Source organism: Bradyrhizobium sp. SOJA106, from assembly GCF_059448745.1.
This window is the reverse complement of the sequence record NZ_CM182549.1, coordinates 7,417,027-7,433,990: the sequence shown is the minus strand read 5'-3', so window position 1 is coordinate 7,433,990 and position 16,964 is coordinate 7,417,027. Positions and strand designations below refer to the sequence as shown.

20 protein-coding genes are annotated in these 16,964 nt (G+C 65.0%); 7 read left to right on the top strand and 13 right to left on the bottom strand.

Annotated elements, in window-relative coordinates:
- Position 1: 1 nt before the first annotated feature.
- From AC5V87_RS35085 to uvrC, 6 genes are all read right to left on the bottom strand, one after another.
- A complete protein-coding gene (locus AC5V87_RS35085; RefSeq protein WP_495369199.1) occupies positions 2–586 on the bottom strand; it encodes a phage holin family protein in 585 nt (194 codons plus the stop codon).
- Between the two features lie 107 nt (positions 587–693).
- Positions 694–1,674, bottom strand: coding sequence for a 50S ribosomal protein L3 N(5)-glutamine methyltransferase (prmB, locus tag AC5V87_RS35080; protein ID WP_495369198.1), 981 nt, complete (start codon positions 1,672–1,674; stop codon positions 694–696).
- Positions 1,674–2,141, bottom strand: coding sequence for a molybdenum cofactor biosynthesis protein MoaE (locus tag AC5V87_RS35075; protein ID WP_495369197.1), 468 nt, complete (start codon positions 2,139–2,141; stop codon positions 1,674–1,676). The genes prmB and AC5V87_RS35075 overlap by 1 nt, the downstream gene beginning before the upstream one ends.
- Positions 2,142–2,369: 228 nt before the next feature.
- Complete coding sequence (gene moaD / locus AC5V87_RS35070) at positions 2,370–2,621, bottom strand: molybdopterin converting factor subunit 1 (RefSeq protein WP_456842577.1); 252 nt, start codon at positions 2,619–2,621, stop codon at positions 2,370–2,372.
- Positions 2,618–3,235: a CDP-diacylglycerol--glycerol-3-phosphate 3-phosphatidyltransferase gene (pgsA, locus tag AC5V87_RS35065; protein ID WP_495369196.1), complete on the bottom strand. Its 618-nt coding sequence runs from the start codon at positions 3,233–3,235 to the stop codon at positions 2,618–2,620. The genes moaD and pgsA overlap by 4 nt, the downstream gene beginning before the upstream one ends.
- A 93-nt stretch (positions 3,236–3,328) precedes the next feature.
- Positions 3,329–5,389 (bottom strand): excinuclease ABC subunit UvrC, encoded by a 2,061-nt coding sequence (gene uvrC, locus AC5V87_RS35060; protein WP_456842578.1) that lies wholly within the window; start codon positions 5,387–5,389, stop codon positions 3,329–3,331.
- Between the two features lie 246 nt (positions 5,390–5,635).
- Here uvrC and AC5V87_RS35055 point away from each other — a divergent pair, with 246 nt between their 5' ends.
- On the top strand, positions 5,636–6,259 hold the full coding sequence (locus tag AC5V87_RS35055; RefSeq protein WP_456842579.1) for an outer membrane protein: 624 nt from the start codon (positions 5,636–5,638) through the stop codon (positions 6,257–6,259).
- A 70-nt stretch (positions 6,260–6,329) separates the two neighbouring features.
- Here the strand turns inward: AC5V87_RS35055 and AC5V87_RS35050 are convergent, their stop codons facing one another.
- The 4 genes from AC5V87_RS35050 to AC5V87_RS35035 form a co-directional block, all read right to left on the bottom strand.
- Positions 6,330–6,545 carry a cold-shock protein gene (locus AC5V87_RS35050; protein WP_008544396.1) on the bottom strand — a complete coding sequence of 72 codons (216 nt, stop codon included), beginning with the start codon at positions 6,543–6,545 and terminating at the stop codon, positions 6,330–6,332.
- A 250-nt stretch (positions 6,546–6,795) separates the two neighbouring features.
- Complete coding sequence (locus AC5V87_RS35045; RefSeq protein ID WP_495369195.1) at positions 6,796–7,656, bottom strand: 23S rRNA (adenine(2030)-N(6))-methyltransferase RlmJ; 861 nt, start codon at positions 7,654–7,656, stop codon at positions 6,796–6,798.
- 158 nt (positions 7,657–7,814) lie between these two features.
- Positions 7,815–8,507, bottom strand: coding sequence for a ribonuclease T2 family protein (locus tag AC5V87_RS35040; protein ID WP_456842581.1), 693 nt, complete (start codon positions 8,505–8,507; stop codon positions 7,815–7,817).
- 118 nt (positions 8,508–8,625) lie between these two features.
- On the bottom strand, positions 8,626–9,087 hold the full coding sequence (locus tag AC5V87_RS35035) for a hypothetical protein (protein ID WP_456842582.1): 462 nt from the start codon (positions 9,085–9,087) through the stop codon (positions 8,626–8,628).
- Positions 9,088–9,269: 182 nt separating this feature from the next.
- On the opposite strand from AC5V87_RS35035, the gene AC5V87_RS35030 reads away from it, so the two are divergent.
- Together AC5V87_RS35030 and AC5V87_RS35025 are read left to right on the top strand one after the other, a co-directional pair.
- Positions 9,270–9,563, top strand: a complete 294-nt coding sequence (locus AC5V87_RS35030) for a hypothetical protein (RefSeq protein ID WP_456842583.1) — start codon at positions 9,270–9,272, stop codon at positions 9,561–9,563.
- A 44-nt stretch (positions 9,564–9,607) separates the two neighbouring features.
- Positions 9,608–10,138 (top strand): DUF3617 domain-containing protein, encoded by a 531-nt coding sequence (locus tag AC5V87_RS35025; RefSeq protein ID WP_456842584.1) that lies wholly within the window; start codon positions 9,608–9,610, stop codon positions 10,136–10,138.
- A 181-nt stretch (positions 10,139–10,319) separates the two neighbouring features.
- Here the strand turns inward: AC5V87_RS35025 and AC5V87_RS35020 are convergent, their stop codons facing one another.
- From AC5V87_RS35020 to AC5V87_RS35010, 3 genes are read right to left on the bottom strand one after another with little or no spacing between them, the layout of a single operon-like run.
- Positions 10,320–11,708 (bottom strand): ATP-binding protein, encoded by a 1,389-nt coding sequence (locus AC5V87_RS35020; RefSeq protein ID WP_456842585.1) that lies wholly within the window; start codon positions 11,706–11,708, stop codon positions 10,320–10,322.
- An 18-nt stretch (positions 11,709–11,726) separates the two neighbouring features.
- A complete protein-coding gene (locus AC5V87_RS35015; RefSeq protein WP_456842586.1) occupies positions 11,727–12,458 on the bottom strand; it encodes a response regulator in 732 nt (243 codons plus the stop codon).
- Positions 12,455–12,997 carry a MarR family winged helix-turn-helix transcriptional regulator gene (locus tag AC5V87_RS35010; protein ID WP_456842587.1) on the bottom strand — a complete coding sequence of 181 codons (543 nt, stop codon included), beginning with the start codon at positions 12,995–12,997 and terminating at the stop codon, positions 12,455–12,457. The genes AC5V87_RS35015 and AC5V87_RS35010 overlap by 4 nt, the downstream gene beginning before the upstream one ends.
- A 338-nt stretch (positions 12,998–13,335) precedes the next feature.
- Between AC5V87_RS35010 and AC5V87_RS35005 the strand changes: the two genes are divergently transcribed.
- The 4 genes from AC5V87_RS35005 (at position 13,336) to AC5V87_RS34990 (ending at position 16,948) form a co-directional block, all read left to right on the top strand.
- Complete coding sequence (locus AC5V87_RS35005; protein ID WP_456842588.1) at positions 13,336–14,418, top strand: branched-chain amino acid aminotransferase; 1,083 nt, start codon at positions 13,336–13,338, stop codon at positions 14,416–14,418.
- 169 nt (positions 14,419–14,587) lie between these two features.
- A complete protein-coding gene (hisS, locus tag AC5V87_RS35000) occupies positions 14,588–16,108 on the top strand; it encodes a histidine--tRNA ligase (protein WP_495369194.1) in 1,521 nt (506 codons plus the stop codon).
- 116 nt (positions 16,109–16,224) lie between these two features.
- On the top strand, positions 16,225–16,428 hold the full coding sequence (locus AC5V87_RS34995) for a tautomerase family protein (protein WP_025033847.1): 204 nt from the start codon (positions 16,225–16,227) through the stop codon (positions 16,426–16,428).
- A gap of 115 nt (positions 16,429–16,543) precedes the next feature.
- Positions 16,544–16,948: a thioesterase family protein gene (locus tag AC5V87_RS34990; protein WP_495369193.1), complete on the top strand. Its 405-nt coding sequence runs from the start codon at positions 16,544–16,546 to the stop codon at positions 16,946–16,948.
- Positions 16,949–16,964: the final 16 nt, after the last annotated feature.

The following is a 16,964-nucleotide window of genomic DNA, read 5'->3' as shown; positions in this document are numbered from 1 at the left end:
GTCACGTCTCCAATCTTTGCCCGTGGCGCCGCCGGCGCGCCGCCGTGACGCCCAGCAGCCCGACCGCTGCGAGCATCAGGCCAAGCTGCACGGGCCGGTTGGTCCGAACCGGCCAAGTCCCGCCATGGCCGCGTTCGCCGGGTGCGTGCGGCGCGAGGGGAATCGTCGTCGCCACCTCCTTCACGGCCTGCTTGACCGTTCCGCGGGGAATCCGCGGCGTCGTGACCGCCACGCGCAGACGGCTCGCGAGCGGCACGATCGGCTTGGCCTTGCGCTTCATCTGAGCCATCGCGACTCCGGCACAGACGGCGGCCAGCACCAGCAGTATGGCGGCGACGGCGCCCAACCCCCAGAATTGTCCGTAGGTGATCGCGACCCAGCGGTACAATGCGATCAGTCCCACGAAAAATGCCGCAACAACGAACAGGCCGGCGACGGCGAACAGCCCGGCCGCCACGGCGTAAGATGTCACCTTGCCGGTGGCCTGGCTGGTCTGGTCACGCAGATAGGATTGAGCAGCGCGTTTGACGTGATTGAGCTTGAGCGCCATGCCGGCGCGTAGCAATTCGCCCGATGGCGCGAGCATGCGGACATCCTCCGAGAGCGAGACAATGCATCGGGGGATGAACGTGGCCGAATTTGACTTGTTCCGTTGCACGGTGGCTTCCGTTGGACGGTGGCGGTCGTAACGGATCAGCCAAGGTCGGCGGCCGCGATCCAGAATACCTCGCCTTCGGAGTCTTCCGTGTCCAGCCACAGCAGCGGCAGTTCCGGGAAGGCTTCGTCGACGAGCTCGCGACCGCGGCCAATCTCGCAGATCAAGCCGCCATTCGGCGTCAGATGGTCGGGTGCCCCGCTCAGGATGCGACGGACCACGTCGAGACCATCGGCCCCGCCGTCGAAGGCCAGCTTCGGCTCGGCCCGGCATTCGGGCGGCAATGCTGCCATGCCTTCGGCATCCACGTAGGGCGGATTGGTGATGATGAGGTCATATCTGGCATCGCCAAGCGGGGCGAACAGATCGCCGCGGTGGAGCGTGATGCGGTCATCGAGCCCGTGCTCGCCGACGTTGCGCGCGGCGACTTCGAGCGCACCCTTGGAGATGTCGACGGCATCGACCGTGGCATTCGCGAAATGATGCGCGGCGAGGATCGCAAGACAGCCGGAGCCGGTGCAGAGATCGAGCACGCGCTCGACACCCGCGGGGTCGTCGATCAGCGAGCCGGGCTCGCCGTCGCCGCCGAAATGGGAATCCAGGAGCTCGCCGATGAAGGAGCGCGGGACGATGACGCGCTCGTCGACGTAGAACGGCAGGCCGCGCATGTAGATCTTGTTGACGAGATAAGCCGTCGGCTTGCGCGTGGTGATGCGCTTGTGGATGAGATCGAGCAGGGTCTTGCTTTCCGCCGCCGTGACGCAGGCATGGCCAAAGATCTCGAATTGGTCGGGATGCAGATGCAAGGCCTCGCAGACCAGGAAGACGGCCTCGGCGACCGGATCGGTCGTGCCATGGGCAAAGGCGAGCTTCGCCTCGGTGAAACGGCTCACCCCGTAGCGGACGAAATCGATCAGCCTGAGCAGCTCGCCGCGGCCGACCTTCGCGAGCCTTGGTGTGGCTTGCGCGAGTTTCGGTGCGGTGCGGCCGCGCGTTGTCTTCTTGGATGCTCTTGCCATCAGGATTTCGTCCAGCGTGCGGCGGCTTCGTCGTCACGGGCGTGGGCCTCGACCCAGCCGGTCCCGGTGGCGCTCTCTTCCTTTTTCCAGAACGGTGCGCTGGTCTTCAGGTAATCCATCAGGAACTCGGCCGCTTCGAACGCCGCCCGGCGGTGTTGCGAGGCGGTGAGCACCAGCACGATGTTCTGGCCGGGCACGAACCGCCCGACGCGGTGGATGACCGTCACGCCGTTGAGCGGCCAGCGCGAGATGGCCTCGTCGACGTGGCGCTGGATCTCCTCCTCTGCCATGCCGGGGTAATGTTCGAGCGTGAGCGCGGAGATCGTCGAACTGCCCTCGTCGGCGCGGCAGATACCGGAGAAGCTCACGACCGCGCCGATGTCGGTGCGGCTCCTGGTCAGGATCGCGATCTCGCGTGCGATGTCGAAATCGTCTTGCTGGATGCGAATGGTGACGGGGCAGGTCATGGTCTAGCCGCTTCTACACCTCTCCCATAGGGAGAGGTCGCGCTGAAGGCGCGGGTGAGGGGATCTGCTCTCTCGTGAGACCTGCGCTCCTCACCCGGATCGCTTCCGCGACATAGCCGAGGCTTTGCCTCGGCGTTCTCCAACACGGCCGCCGAAGGCGGCCTACGCCTCTCCCCGTTGGGGAGAGGTGAGGCGAGGTCGCACGCTGGTCTGTTCGACAACATCGGCCTAGCCGCCGGTCATCGGCGGGAAGAACGCGATCTCGCGGGCACCTGCGATCGCGGCATCCGACTTGACGTGGGCGTGGTCGATCGCGGCGCGGATCACCTTGGGCTTCTCGAACGCGTAGGCGTAGGCCTCGCTTTGAGCGGACAGCCAGGCGATCAGCTCCTCGACGGTGCGCACGGTCGCGGGCGGCTCGATGGTCTCCTCGGCCTTGCCGATGCGCTCGCGCACCCAGGCGAAGTACTTCACCTTCATCCTTCATCCTCCTTGATGAGATGATGGATGCCGGCGCGGAAATAGTCGTAGCCGGTGTACATGGTCAACAGCGCCGAGGCCCACAGCAGGACGAGGCCGATCAGCGAGACGACGGGAACGATCTCGTCGCCGGCGGGACCTGCGAGCAGGAAGCCGATGGCGACGAGCTGAACGGTGGTCTTCCATTTGGCGAGCTTGGTCACGGGCACGCTGACGCGAAGCGCCGCGAGATATTCGCGCAGGCCCGAGACCAGGATCTCGCGGCACAGGATCACGATGGCGGCCCACAGCGACCAGCCATGGATGATGCCGTCGGCGGCCAGCATCAGGAGGCAAGAGGCGACCAGCAGCTTGTCGGCGATCGGGTCCAGCATCCGGCCGAACGCCGATTGCTGATTCCAGATCCGCGCGTAATAGCCGTCGAGATAGTCCGTGACCGCGGCACCGATGAAGATGGCGACCGCGACCCAGCGCAGCCACAGCGGATAGTCCATGATCGACTGCGCATAGATGCATCCGACCACGACCGGGATCGCGGCGATCCGGCCATAGGTCAGGATGTTCGGGAGGGACATCGCGCGGCTGGTCGTCCCTCGTGTCGTGGCGATGTTCATCCGTCCTACCAATACCGCTGATGGCCTGAGGTCAACCGTTCCTCCCACATGGGCTACGGGATGCGACGACGATATGACCCCGTCCCCTTTAGTTCATCCCGGCTGGGGATGGAAATACTCGAAAATCCGGCGGGCACTCTCGGCGCTGACCCCCGGAACCTTACCGAGATCGGCGATCGAGGCCCGTTCGATCTCCTTCAGGGTTCCGAAATGGTGCAGCAAGGCGCGTTTGCGCGACGGGCCGATGCCTGGGATCTCCTGCAAGCCGGCCTCACGGATGTCCTTCTTGCGCAGCTTGCGGTGCGAGCCGATGACGAAGCGGTGGGCCTCGTCTCGGAGCCGTTGGATGAAATAGAGCACGGGATCGCGCGGCTCGAGCTTGATCGCCTCGCGCTCCGGCATGAACAGGGTCTCGCGGCCGGCATCCCGGTCGGGCCCTTTGGCGACCGACATCAGCGAGACCTGGGTCAGGCCGAGATTGGCAAAGATCTCCCTGACGGCGTTGAGCTGGCCGCGGCCGCCGTCGATGATCACGAGGTCGGGCCATTGCGGGAAGTCGTCGTCTTTCGCCTTGCCGGCGGCGTCCTCGGGCGGATTGATCAGGCGCTTGAAGCGGCGCTCCAGCACCTCGCGCATCATGGCGTAGTCGTCGCCCGGCGTGAGCCCTTCCGACTTGATGTTGAACTTGCGGTACTGGTTTTTCACGAAGCCATCGGGTCCCGCGACGATCATGGCACCGACCGCATTGGTGCCCTGGATGTGGCTGTTGTCGTAGACCTCGATGCGCTTGGGCGCATGCGGTAGGCCGAGCGTGGTGGCCATGGCGTCGAGCAGGCGGCTTTGCGTGGCAGTATCCGCGAGCTTGCGGCCGAGCGCCTCGCGCGCATTGGTCAGCGCGTGTGCGACGAGTTCCTTCTTCTCGCCGCGCTTGGGCGCGGTGACCTCGACCTTGTGGCCGGCCTTGATCGCCAGCGCGTTGGCGAGCAGCTCGCTCTCTTCGATCTCGTGCGAGAGCAGAATGACTTTCGGCGGCGGCTTGTCGTCGTAGAACTGGGCAAGGAACGCGCTCAGCACTTCCTCCGGTGTGAAGGTCTTCTCCGCGCGCGGGAAATAGGCGCGGTTGCCCCAGTTCTGGCCGGTGCGGAAGAAGAACACCTCGACGCAGGAAAAGCCGCCCTCCTGGTGGATGGCGAACACGTCGGCTTCCTCCACGGTGCGCGGATTGATGCCCTGCTGCGACTGGATCGCCGACAGCGCGGCGAGGCGGTCGCGGTAGAGCGCGGCGCGCTCGAATTCGAGCTCGCTGGCCGCCTTCTCCATCTCGCCGGCAAGCTCCTGCTTCACCGCATGGCTCTTGCCGGAGAGGAAGTCCGTCGCCTCGCGCACCAGCGTCGTATAGCCGCCGAAGTCGATCTCGCGGGTGCAGGGCCCGGCGCAGCGGCGGATCTGGTAGAGCAGGCAGGGCCGGGTGCGGCTCTCGAAGAAGGAATCCGTGCAGGAGCGGATCAGGAACGCGCGCTGAAGTGCGGTGATGGTGCGGTTGACGGCGCCGGCAGAGGCGAACGGGCCGAAATAGCGCCCGGGCCGGGTCTGCGCGCCGCGATGCTTGAGGATCTGCGGAGCCCAATGGTCGCCGGTGATCAGGATATAGGGAAACGATTTGTCGTCGCGCAGTTGCACGTTGAAGCGCGGCCGCAGCTGCTTGATGAGGTTGGCTTCCAGCAGCAGCGCCTCGGTCTCGGTGTTGGTCGAGACGATCTCCACGGTCACCGTGGCCGCGATCATGCGCAGGATGCGGGCCGGCTGCGGCGCGCTCTGGCGCGCATAGTTCGACAGGCGCTTTTTGACGTTCTTGGCCTTGCCGACATAGAGCACGTCGGCATTGGCATTGAGCATGCGGTAGACGCCGGGCGAGGTCGGGGCCAGCCGGACCGCGCGCTCGATCGCCTCATGGCCGATCGCCAGCGGACCTTCGCCGACCGCGCCGCTCTCTTCGAGGATGTCAGGCAGCAGCGCATCGTCCTCATCCTCGCCGCCGGTGGTGGCGGGATCGAGGTCCGGCGGCGTCAGGCTCTCCGGCGGCGCGTTGGTTGTATCAGGGCGGAGCGGTTTGCGCGCGCGCTCGTCCGGACTGTCGGGGGAATCGTGAACCATGGGGCGAATTTAGGCGCTGGGGGGACCGATTTGAAGTTCCGGCCATGCCGCGCGCACAGGCAGGCGGCGCAGTTCCCGGTAACGCTTGCTTAAGCCTGTTAACAGCGCGGTAACCCGGCTTAACAGGCCTTTAACTTAAAACTCTCGATAAATCCTACGCGAAAAAGTCGTGGTTCCGTAACCATGCGGTGGCCTCGCGCGGCGGCGCGGCATCGTGGGGGCGGCAAGTTGTGTTGGAGAGTACCGATGAAGTGGTTCGTTGTGGGCGCAGCCGCGTTGGTTGCCGCCGGCTGGACAGCTTCGGCAGAGGCCGCCGATCTCAATTACGGGCCGCGTGCGCCCTATACCGTCAACCAGCCGCTGAATGCGTATAGCTGGGCCGGTCCCTATCTCGGCGGCAACATCGGCTACGAATGGGGCTCAGTCGACAACAACCCGGCAAAGCCGTCCGGCTTCGTCGGCGGCGTGCAGGCCGGCTATAATTTCCAGAACGGCCCGTGGGTGTTCGGCGTCGAGGGCGACATCCAGGCAGCCGGCGCCGACGACACCTTCGCGCCGTGGAAGTTCTCAAATCCGTGGTTCGGCACGCTGCGCGGCCGCGCCGGCTATGCGTTCAGCAACGTGCTGTTCTACGGCACCGCAGGCCTCGCCTTCGGCGAGCTGCGCGCGCAGACCTTCGGCTGGACGGAGTCGCACACCAGCGCCGGCTGGACCATCGGCGCCGGCGCCGAAGTCGGGCTCGCGCCGAACTGGAGCGCGAAGCTCGAATACCTCTACATCGATCTGTCGACGAGCCAGTTCGCGATTACAGGCGTGTCCAACGGCTATAGCGCCAGTGTTGTGCGCGCAGGCGTGAACTATCACTTCTGATAGCTGAAGAAGAAAATACCGGACACAACTTCCCGGCCGCTCGCGGCCGGGATTTTTTTAGCCAGGCGCGCTAGGAGAGGATGACCAAGTTGACCGCCTTCGGTCCCTTCCCCTTCTTGTCCGGTTCGACTTCGAAAGTAATACGCTGTCCTTCGGCAAGGTCCTTCAATCCCGCCCGCTCCACAGCGGTGATGTGAACGAAGACATCACGACCGCCGTCGTCAGGTTTGATGAAACCGTAGCCGCGCTCGCCGTTGAAGAACTTGACCGTCCCCGTCATGGCCATCGGGAAACTCCCCCTCATTGCTCCTCCGTCGCGACGCAGACTCACGTCACGACATGACCGGGCCTCACGAAGCCCGGGAGCTGGCCATCCTTGGGCGGACCTCATCGGTCCGTCGGATCTTTCTTAGGCCTTCACTCCGCCGCAACCATTCGCGGAAGCGGAACGTAAAGCCAGTCACGCAAACAGCATAATACGGTTCGTTGCAGATTGACTACCGCTCCTGCATCTTTTTCCCAAGAATGCCGGAGTGTTACGGTCGAGGTACCTCTAATCGGAATCTGGCAGCGCCGCCCTGGCCAAGCGGCATTTCGAGCTCCGGCAGGATGGTCTTGAGTTCGCCTTGCAGTGTGTAGGGGGGATTGACAATCAGGAGCCCCGTGGAGGTGAGCGCTGCGCCATCAAGCTGCGGCGACACGCTGAATTCGAGGCGCAGACATTTTCCGGGAGGCTTTGCTGCGGCTGCGAGCCGTGCCACCGATTGCGCCAGCGTGTCGGTGGCGCGCCGGTTCTTGGCCGGATACCAGATTACATAGATACCGGTCGGCCATTTCGCGAAGGCCTTTGCGAAGGCTTCGCCGAGCTTTTCGAACTCGTCCTTGTCCTCGAACGGCGGATCGATCAGCACGAGGCCGCGTCGCTCCTTCGGCGGTACGAAGGCGGGCAGCGCGACCCAGCCGTCGAGATCGACGACGCGGGCCTGCTCGTCGCGTCGCAGCACGTCGATCAGCGCCTTGCGCGCCTTCGGCTCGAGCTCGCAGGCAACGAGCCGGTCCTGCGGCCGGAGCAGGCCGCGCGCGATCAGCGGCGAGCCCGGATAAGCCTTGAGCTCGCCCTTCGGATTGAAGGCGCGGACGATGTCGAGATAGGGTTTCGTCAGCGCCGCAGTCTCGTTGGAAAGACGTGCCTGCATCAGCCGCGCGATGCCGGTCAGCCACTCGCCGCCGCGCCGCGCCTCGTCGCTTTCGAGATCGTAGAGCCCGGCGCCGGCATGGGTGTCGATGACGCGGAACGCGCCCGGCTTGTCCTGCAGGTACGTGATGATGCGCGCCAGCACGATGTGCTTGATGACATCGGCGAAGTTGCCGGCATGGAAAGCGTGGCGGTAGTTCATGGCGGACAGTTACGACATCGCGCGATGAAAGTAACTGCCGTCATTTCGGGCGGTGCGTTAGCACCGAGCTATGGTGCGCAATTGCGCACCTGAGAATCCCGAGATTCCGGGTCTGGTGCTAGCGCACCATCCCGGAATGACGACGAGAGAGTTGTGCCTCAACCGCCCCTGATCGGCGGCATCGTCACCTGGTCGCGGCGGCAGGCGCGGCGGTCGGTTTCCTCGCAGGAGCGGAATTGCAGATCCTTGCTGAGGCAAATGCGCACTTCGGACAGCCGCGTCCGGTTGCAGGTGACCGAAATGGCGGCATTGCTCAGGCCCGGATTGGCCTTGATGAAGGCCTCCTCGACCTCCGCCGGCGCCACGGTCTTGGCCTGCGACAAGTCGAGATACTCGGCCGGAATTTTGATCGCGGCGCGCGCCTTGCGGATCATCTCGAAATAGCTGCGGCCTTCGAGACCGGAGCAGGTGCCGTGCTTGTCCCATTCGTTGAAGATCAGGCCCGGCGCCGGCATCAGATCGAGCATTGAGGAGACGATGTTGCGGTTCAGCCGCGGCGCCGGCCGCTGGCAATATTCGGGGAAACCGCTCTCATATTGCGGCCATAGCCCGTGCACCACGAAGGCGTAGGGCCGGCCGCTGCACTGGATCTGGGAGCGGCCGCCGCGCTCCGCCGCCTCCTCGCAGAACGAGGGCGACCATGACAGCGACAGCACATAGAAATCGAATTCGCCGGGCGCGTTCTGCCGCTTGTCCTGCGCCTTGGCGCCGCCGGCCAGCGTGACCAGCCCGGCAGCCAGGGTCAGCGAGATCATCAGGCGGGAGAATGAATGCAATCTGGAATGAAACATGGCGATGCCCCTCAACTAGACTGTGCAGCCAGCCTAGCAGGCGAAAGGAACATTTCAAGAACAAAATTCAGCCGAGACACGTTCGGCGGCCTGATCGGGCCGAATCAGGCTTCTCGAATTACTGCCGGGCAGCGCGGCAGGCCGGATTGTAGGCCCAGTTGCGGTCGAGCCCGACCACGCACCATTCGACGCCGTTGCCGTAGCCGGCAAAGCCGCCGTCCTCGATGATCGAGAAATGCACCTTGCGCACCTTGCCGTCGTTGAGCAGGGCGTCGCCGGTGCAATAGCGGCGCGGAATGTTGTCGGACTGCCAGGGCCGGAACGCGACCTCGTGAACGGCGGCGAACCCCGTGATCTTCAACGGGGAATTCCAGAACGAGCTTTCCTTCTCCCAGAACTGGGTGGCAATCGTCGGCAGCGCCTTGTCGCAATCGGCGACGGCGCCGTCATAGCGCGGCCCGCTCAGCCAGAAGTTCAACTCGAGCGGATTGGCGGCCTTCGCCTCACCGAGCGACAGCGCTCCGAACATGAGGCCGAGCACGGTGGCAAAGCGGAGCGATTTCAGGGAGAGGGCGCGCATGGGCAATCCGGACAGCTGGTCTTGCGAAGTTCGGACGGTGCCGCGAAGGCCGGGCGGGGTCAAGTGCAGCGCGGCAACACTTGGCGAGGAGTTGACCATAAGGGCGTGGCCGGCAGGGCTTCGGTTCTTTTCACTTCCATCCCGGCGCCGTAAACTGGCGCCTCCAAACTGGAGTAACGGGAATGCGAATCATTGCGGCCGCGGGCCTTCTCGCCCTGGGTATTTTGGCGAGCCAATCGGCGCGCGCTGACATCCTTCCGGTCCCGCCGTTCAAGGGCAACGACACCGGCGGCATCATCGCCTATTCGATGGCGACCCAGGTCGATGCCCGTCAGGTCGCGGTCGATCACTGCGCGCGCTACGGCAAGGTCGTGAAATTCCTCGCGGTGCAGGCCTATGAGGGCGGCTATATCTCGTTCTCCTGCCGCTGGGTGCCCTATGGCGCCGCCGAACAGCCGATCCGCACGCTGTACTGAGGCGTCGTCGTAACGCTGCCTCTCTCAAGCCGGGAGCCTCGAACATGACGCGCAAACTCGCTTTGCTCGGCTCAAGCCTTTGCCTCGTCTTGTCGGCGGGCGCAGCCGGCGCCGACGACCTGCCGGTGCGCAAGGCCGGTCTCTGGGAAATGAAGATGGTCAGGAGCGGCTCGGCGATGCCCGAAATGACCATGCAGCACTGCACTGACGAGACCGTCGACAAGGAGATGAGCAACAACGTCTCCCCGATGGCCAAGCAGATCTGCTCCAAGCAGGACATCAAGAAGACCGCGACCGGCTATGTCAGCGATTCCGAGTGCAGCGTCGCCGGCATCAGCACGACCTCGCATGCCGAGATTACGGGCGATTTCAATTCTGCCTACACGGTGAAGACCTCCTCGCACGCGCAAGGCGGCGCTGCCGGTGCCGCGGGCCGCGATACCTCCATGACGCTCGAAGCGAAGTGGCTAGGCGCCTGCAAGCCGGACCAGAAGCCGGGCGACATCGTGATGCCCGGCGGCTTCAAGATGAACGTGCGCGACGTGGACAAGCTGAAAGCGTTGCTGCCGAAGTAAGCGGCAAATGCCGGTGTGCTCCCTCGCCCCGTTCTTACGGGGCCGCGACGAGCTTCGCTCGCGCTGGAAGGGTCGGGGTGAGGGGCCTCTCTCCGCGAATGAGATTGTCCTGAGACCTGTACCCCCTCATTCGATCGGCGATCGAATTCGACCTCTCTCCGCAAGCGGGCGAGGTAAGAAACTACACCGGAATTCTCACGCTTGCTCTCAATCCCCCCATCGGGCTGTCGCCGAGCGTGATGTCGCCGCCGTGGGAGCGGGCGATGTCGCGGGCGATGGCGAGGCCGAGGCCCGTGCCGCCTTCATCCTGGTTGCGGGCGTTGTCGAGCCGCAGGAACGGCTTGAACACCTCTTCGCGCAAGTGGACGGGAATGCCCGGGCCGTCGTCATCGACGGTGACGGTGAGATAGCGGTGATCGCGCTGGCCGGTGATGGCGATGGCCTTGCCGTAGCGCGCGGCGTTGGTGACGAGGTTGGCGAGGCAGCGCTTGAACGAGGCCGGCTTCACCGTGACGACGGGCAGGCCGTGGAAGGCCACGGTCGCGGTGTGGCCGTGGCGCTCGGCATCGCTGCGCAGCTCTTCCAGGGCCTGCGCCATGTCGGTCGGCTGCGACTGCTCGCCGGAATCGCCGCGGGCAAAAGCGAGGTAATCCTCCAGCATCATTGACATCTCGTCGACGTCCTTGCGCATGCCCTCGAGCTCGGGATTGTCGCCGATCAGCGCCAGCTCGAGCTTGAAGCGGGTCAGGATTGTGCGCAGGTCATGGCTCACGCCGGCGAGCATCGCGGTGCGCTGCTCCATGGTGCGCTCGATGCGCGACTTCATCTCGATGAAGGCGACCGCCGCGCGCCGCACCTCGCGCGCACCTCTGGGTCTGAAGTTCGGGGCTTCGCGGCCCTTGCCGAAGCTTTCGGCGGCGTCGGCAAGGCGCAGGATCGGCTTGATCTGGTTGCGCAGGAACAGCACCGCAACGATCAGCAGGATCGAGGACGTGCCGACCATCCAGAACAGGAAGATCTCCGAGTTCGAGGCATAGGCCGCGCTGCGCTGCGCGAACACGCGCATCACGGCATCGTCGAGCTGGATGCGGATCTCGACCAGGTTGGAGCGGCCGACGGTGTCGATCCAGAACGAGCGTCCGATCTGGCGGCCGAGCTGCACCGACAGCGTCTGGTCGAGCAGCGAGAAGAACGGCTTTGGTCCCGGCGGCGGCATGTCACCGGCGGGCAGGAAATCGACGACGAGGCCGAGGCGTTGCTGCGCGATGCGGCGGATCTGGTCGCGGTCCTTGTCCTGCGGATAGCCCTTGTAGACGTCGATCAGCGCGGCGATGTCCTGCACCACCGCGGCTGACAGGCGGCGCGTCACCGTATTCCAGTGTCGCTCCATGAACACGAAGGCGACGACCGATTGCAGGATCACCATCGGCACGATCATGATCAGCAGCGCGCGGGCATAGAGCCCGGTCGGCATCCAGCCCTTGAACGCATTGCCCATCCAGCCATTGGCGGCCGAGACGCGGCCGGCGGCGCTCTTCAGAAGCGTCAGGCCGGTATCGATCGTGCTCATCGCTCGCGCTTCACTGATTTATGGCGAGGCCACCAGGCGGTAGCCGATGCCCCGCACCGCCTGGAGGAACAGCGGATTGGCGGGATCGGTCTCGATCTTGCGCCGGAGGCGGTTGATCTGCACGTCAACGGCGCGCTCGTTGACGCTGCCATTGCCGGTCAGCGCGCTGCGCGGCACGGTCTCGCCCGGTGTCTCCGACAGGATCCGCAGCATCTCACGCTCGCGGTCGGTGAGGTGGATGACCTCCTCGCCCTGGCGCAATTCGCCGCGATCGAGATGGTAGACATAGGGGCCGAAGGCGATCTTCTCGATCACCGCGGTTTGTGGCGGCGGCGCGGCGCGCTTGAGGATGTTGTTGATGCGCAGCGCCAGCTCGCGCGGCTCGAACGGCTTTGCCACGTAATCGTCGGCGCCGATCTGCAGCCCCTCGATGCGGGCCTCGGCTTCATGCCGCGCCGTCAGCATCACGATCGGCACCGAGGACGAGGTCCGGATGAAGCGGGCGAGGTCGAAGCCGGTCTCGCCGGGCATCATGACGTCGAGGATCAGCAAGTCGAAATGCAGGCTCTGAAGCTTTGAACGCGCATCGCTGGCGCTGGCGGCGGTCGAGACGCGGTAGCCTTCTGCGGCGAGGAAGCGCGAGAGCAGATCGCGGATGCGGCGGTCGTCATCGACCAGCAGGAGATGCGGGGCGTCATCGGCCGGTTGCGCCGGCGGGCGGGCGAGCGTGGCAGCGAGCGGCACGGTCATTCCTTCCTGTCTTGATTGACGGAAGCGAAGATCGTCTCGAGCACCTTGTCCGGATCGTCGCGGTCGATCATCGCGCGCAGGAAGCGCTTGACGGTCTCGGCGTCCTGCGGCGCCATCTCGGCGAGCGCTCTCGTGATCCGCGTGGTCTGGAGCCCGGCGAGCTTCTGCACCAGCGCCTCGCCCTTGGGCGTTGCGTAGAGCAGCCGCTGGCGACGGTCATTGTCGCCGGTCTTCTGCACGATATAGCCCTCGTCCAGCAGCTGCTTGAGCACGCGGCCGAGCGACTGCTTGGTGATCCTGAGGACGTCGAGCAGGTCGGCGACCTTCAGCCCGGGATAGCGGTACACGAAATGCATGACCCGGTGATGGGCCCGGCCGAAGCCGAAGGCTTCCAGCTCCTGGTCAGGATCGCCGACGAAATCGCGATAGGCGAAGAACAGCAGCTCGATGATATCCCAGCGCAAATTGCCTCCGTCACCCGCGGCCGGCCGCGGCTCGGCAGCGTCTTGGGAGGGAGTCGCGAAATTTATGTCAGGCATATTGACGTATCTTGGGTTCAATGTTACAAAACCATCGAGCCGCACGAAATTTTAGGTCGTTTTGTGTCGGGCGGCATCGAAGCAGGTCGGCCGGAGTGAGCCGGACAGCGGCGACGGCCGGAGCAGATCTACCGTGCGATTGTCGAGCGGCATTTCGGCAAAACATACTGGACTTCCGCCTTCTGCAAAAGCATGTCCTCGGCGACATGCTGGCCACGGAAACCGGCCGTAACATGGCTGGCGGCGGTCCGGCCAGAAACTCAATCAAGCCAGCCGGGCCCGGATACGGGCAGGCGGGCGCCAGAACAGCGCCGCGACCGGCAGCGGGAGGCAAGGACATGAGCATGACATTCGACATCCAGCCCGCTTCCAATCCCACGCCAGAGAAGGACCGCGTCGCCAAGCTGGTCGACCCCGGCTTCGGGCGGATCTTCACCGATCACATGGCGATCGTCCGCTACAATCAGGCAAAGGGCGGCTGGTACGAAGCGAAGATCGAGGCGCGCGCCAACTTCCAGCTCGATCCGGCCGGCGCCGTGCTGCACTACGCCCAGGAAATCTTCGAGGGGCTCAAGGCCTACAAGCGCGACGATGGCGGCGTGAACCTATTCCGTCCCGACGCCAATGCGCGCCGCTTCAAGGACTCGGCCGATCGCATGGCGATGGCGCAGCTGCCTGAGGACGTCTTCCTCGAGGCGGTCGAGCAGGTCGTGCGTATCGACCGTGCCTGGATGCCGGGTGGCGAGGGCAGTCTTTACCTGCGTCCCTTCATGATCGCGAGCGAGACCTTCCTCGGCGTCAAGCCGTCGTCCGAATACATCTTCGCGGTCATCGCGTCGCCTGTCGGCTCCTACTTCAAAGGCGGTCCTGCGCCGGTCTCGATCTGGGTCTCGGAAAATTATACGCGCGCTGCCGTCGGCGGCACCGGCGCCGTCAAATGCGGCGGCAATTATGCCGCGAGTCTGCGCGCCCAGGCCGAGGCGATCCAGCACGGCTGCGATCAGGTCGTGTTCCTCGACGCGCTTGAGCGCCGCTACATCGAGGAGCTCGGCGGCATGAACGTGTTCTTCGTGTTCGACGACGGCTCGCTCTCGACGCCGCCGCTCGGCACCATCCTGCCCGGCATCACCCGCGACTCCATCATCACGCTCGCCCGCGATGCCGGAAAGACCGTTCGCGAGGAGCCGTACGCGCTCGATCAGTGGCGCAAGGATGCGGCCTCCGGCAGGCTGAAGGAAGCGTTCGCCTGCGGCACCGCGGCGGTGATCTCGCCGATCGGCAAGGTGCGCTCGGTGAGCGGCGACTTCGAGATCTCGGGCGGCGCGGCCGGCCCCGTCGCCATGGGCCTGCGCAAGCAGCTCGTCGACATCCAGTACGGCCGCACCAACGATCCGCACAACTGGATCCGCAAGGTGCTTTGAGGCCTCGTGTCCCGGACGCGCGAAGCGCGAGCCGGGACCCAGAATGCAAGTTGCTGGGCCCCGGATCAGCAGCGCACCACGCCGCCGAGAAGCGGCGCGCTGCGCAGCATCCGGGGAACGCCAGCAGCCAGCAGTTGCTGCATCGCGCGTCGGCTGGTAAACGCCGCGCATGGCCGAGAAACCCAAAAAACCCCAGAAACTGAAGGCGCGCCTGCCGCGCGGGCTCGAGGATCGCGACCCCGCCGCGATCCGGGCGACGCGCGAGATGGTCGAGAAGATCCGCGCCGTCTACGAGCTCTACGGTTTTGAGCCGGTGGAGACGCCGGCGATGGAATACACCGACGCGCTCGGCAAGTTCCTGCCCGACCAGGACCGTCCGAACGAGGGTGTATTCTCGTTCCAGGACGACGACGAGCAGTGGATCAGCTTGCGCTACGACCTGACCGCGCCGCTCGCGCGCTATGTCGGCGAGCGCTACGGCACCGACGGTCTGGTGTTGCCCTATCGCAGCTACCGCGTGGGCTACGTGTTCCGCAACGAGAAGCCCGGCCCCGGCCGCTTCCGCCAGTTCATGCAGTTCGACGCCGACACCGTCGGCTCGGCGACGCCGGCGGCGGATGCCGAGATCTGCATGATGGCGGCGGACACGATGGAGGCGCTCGGCATTGCGCGCGGCTCCTACGTCGTGAAGGTCAACAACCGCAAAGTGCTGGACGGCGTTCTCGAAGCCATCGGTCTCGGCGGCGACGAGAACGCCGCACGCCGCCTGACGGTGCTGCGCGCGATCGACAAGCTCGACAAGTTCTCCGCCGACGAAGTTCGCAAGCTGCTCGGTCCCGGACGATGGGATGGCGGCGAAGAAGGCAAGGGCGACTTCACCAAGGGCGCCAGTCTGAGCGAAGCCGAAGCGGATGTTGTTCTCGCCATCACCAAGCCGCGCGACGATTGGAAAGAGGCGATCGCCGCGGCGGAAACCTACCTCGCCAAGAGCGAAGTCGGTCAGGCCGGCGTGAGCGAGCTGGAAGAGATCGCAAAACTGGTGACGGCGTCGGGTTACGGTGCGGACCGCATCAAGATCGATCCCTCCGTCGTGCGCGGTCTCGAATATTATACCGGCCCTGTCTACGAGGTCGAACTGCTGCTGGAGACCAAGGACGAGAAGGGGCGCCCGGTGCGGTTCGGGTCGGTCGGTGGCGGCGGGCGTTATGACGGTCTCGTCTCGCGCTTCCGCGGCGAGCCGGTGCCGGCGACCGGCTTCTCGATCGGCGTCTCGCGCCTGCAGGCCGCGCTGACCTTGCTCGGCAAGCTCGACACCCGGCCCGAGTTCGGGCCTGTCGTGGTCACCGTGTTCGATCGCGACCGCGCCGCCGACTATCAGAAGATGGTCGCGTCCCTGCGCACCGCAGGCGTCCGTGCCGAGCTCTATCTGGGCAATCCCAAGAACATGGGCAACCAGCTCAAATATGCCGATCGTCGCAATTCTCCTTGCGTGATCATCCAAGGCTCGGACGAAAAGGCGCGCGGCGAAGTGCAGGTCAAGGACCTGATCGAGGGCGCCAAGGCCGCCGCTGCGATCGCCTCCAACCAGGAATGGCGCGAGACGAGGCCGGCGCAGTTCTCGTGCAGCGAAGCCGATCTCGTCGCCAAGGTGCGCGAGGTCCTCGCGCGCCATGACGTAGAGTGGGGATAGCCATTCCGGCAGGCCGTCATGCTCGGGCTTGTCCCGGGCATCCACGTCTTGTTTGATGGAAGAGAACGTGGATGGCCGGGACAAGCCCGGCCATGACGAAAAGCAGGGAGACGACAATGCCTGAGATCACCATCAGCATGGCCGAAGGCCGCACCGACGAGCAGAAGGCCGGCATGATGCGCGACATCACCCAGGCGCTTGTGAAGAATCTCGGCGTCGATGCCGATGCCGTCGTCATCCAGATCAACGAAGCTCCGCTCCGCCACAAGATGAAGGGCGGCAAGACGTTCGTGGAGCGCGCGGCGGCGGCGAAGAAGTGACGCGTTAGCGTCATTCCGGGGCAGCCCGCCAGGGCTGAACGCGGAGTCTCGCGCCGTAAAACTTCTGGATTCCGGGTTCGCGCTTGGCGCGCCCCCGGAATGACGAGCAAGCACCATGGACGCACGCGACTTCATCAAGATCGGCATGAGCGCCGAGCGCACGCTGGTGGTTCCGGCCGAGCGCACGGTCGGGCATTTCGTGCCTGATATGCCGATGATCTATGCGACGCCGATGATGATCCTGGAGATGGAGATGACGTCGGGCGATGCGATCCGCTCAGCGCTACAGCCGGGCTGGGTCACGGTCGGCACCGAGGTCGACATCCGCCATCTCGCAGCAGCGCTGGTCGGCGCGACGGTGCGGACCACCGCGAAAGTGGTTGCGGTCGAGCGCCGCGTCATCCGCTTCGAGGTGGAGGCATACGAAGGCACGCGCAAGCTCGGCGAGGGTCGCCATGCGCGCGGGCTCGTCAATGTCGAGATGTTCAACAAGCGATTGCTCGCAGGCACGAAGCCGTAGGGTGGGCGAAGGCGCA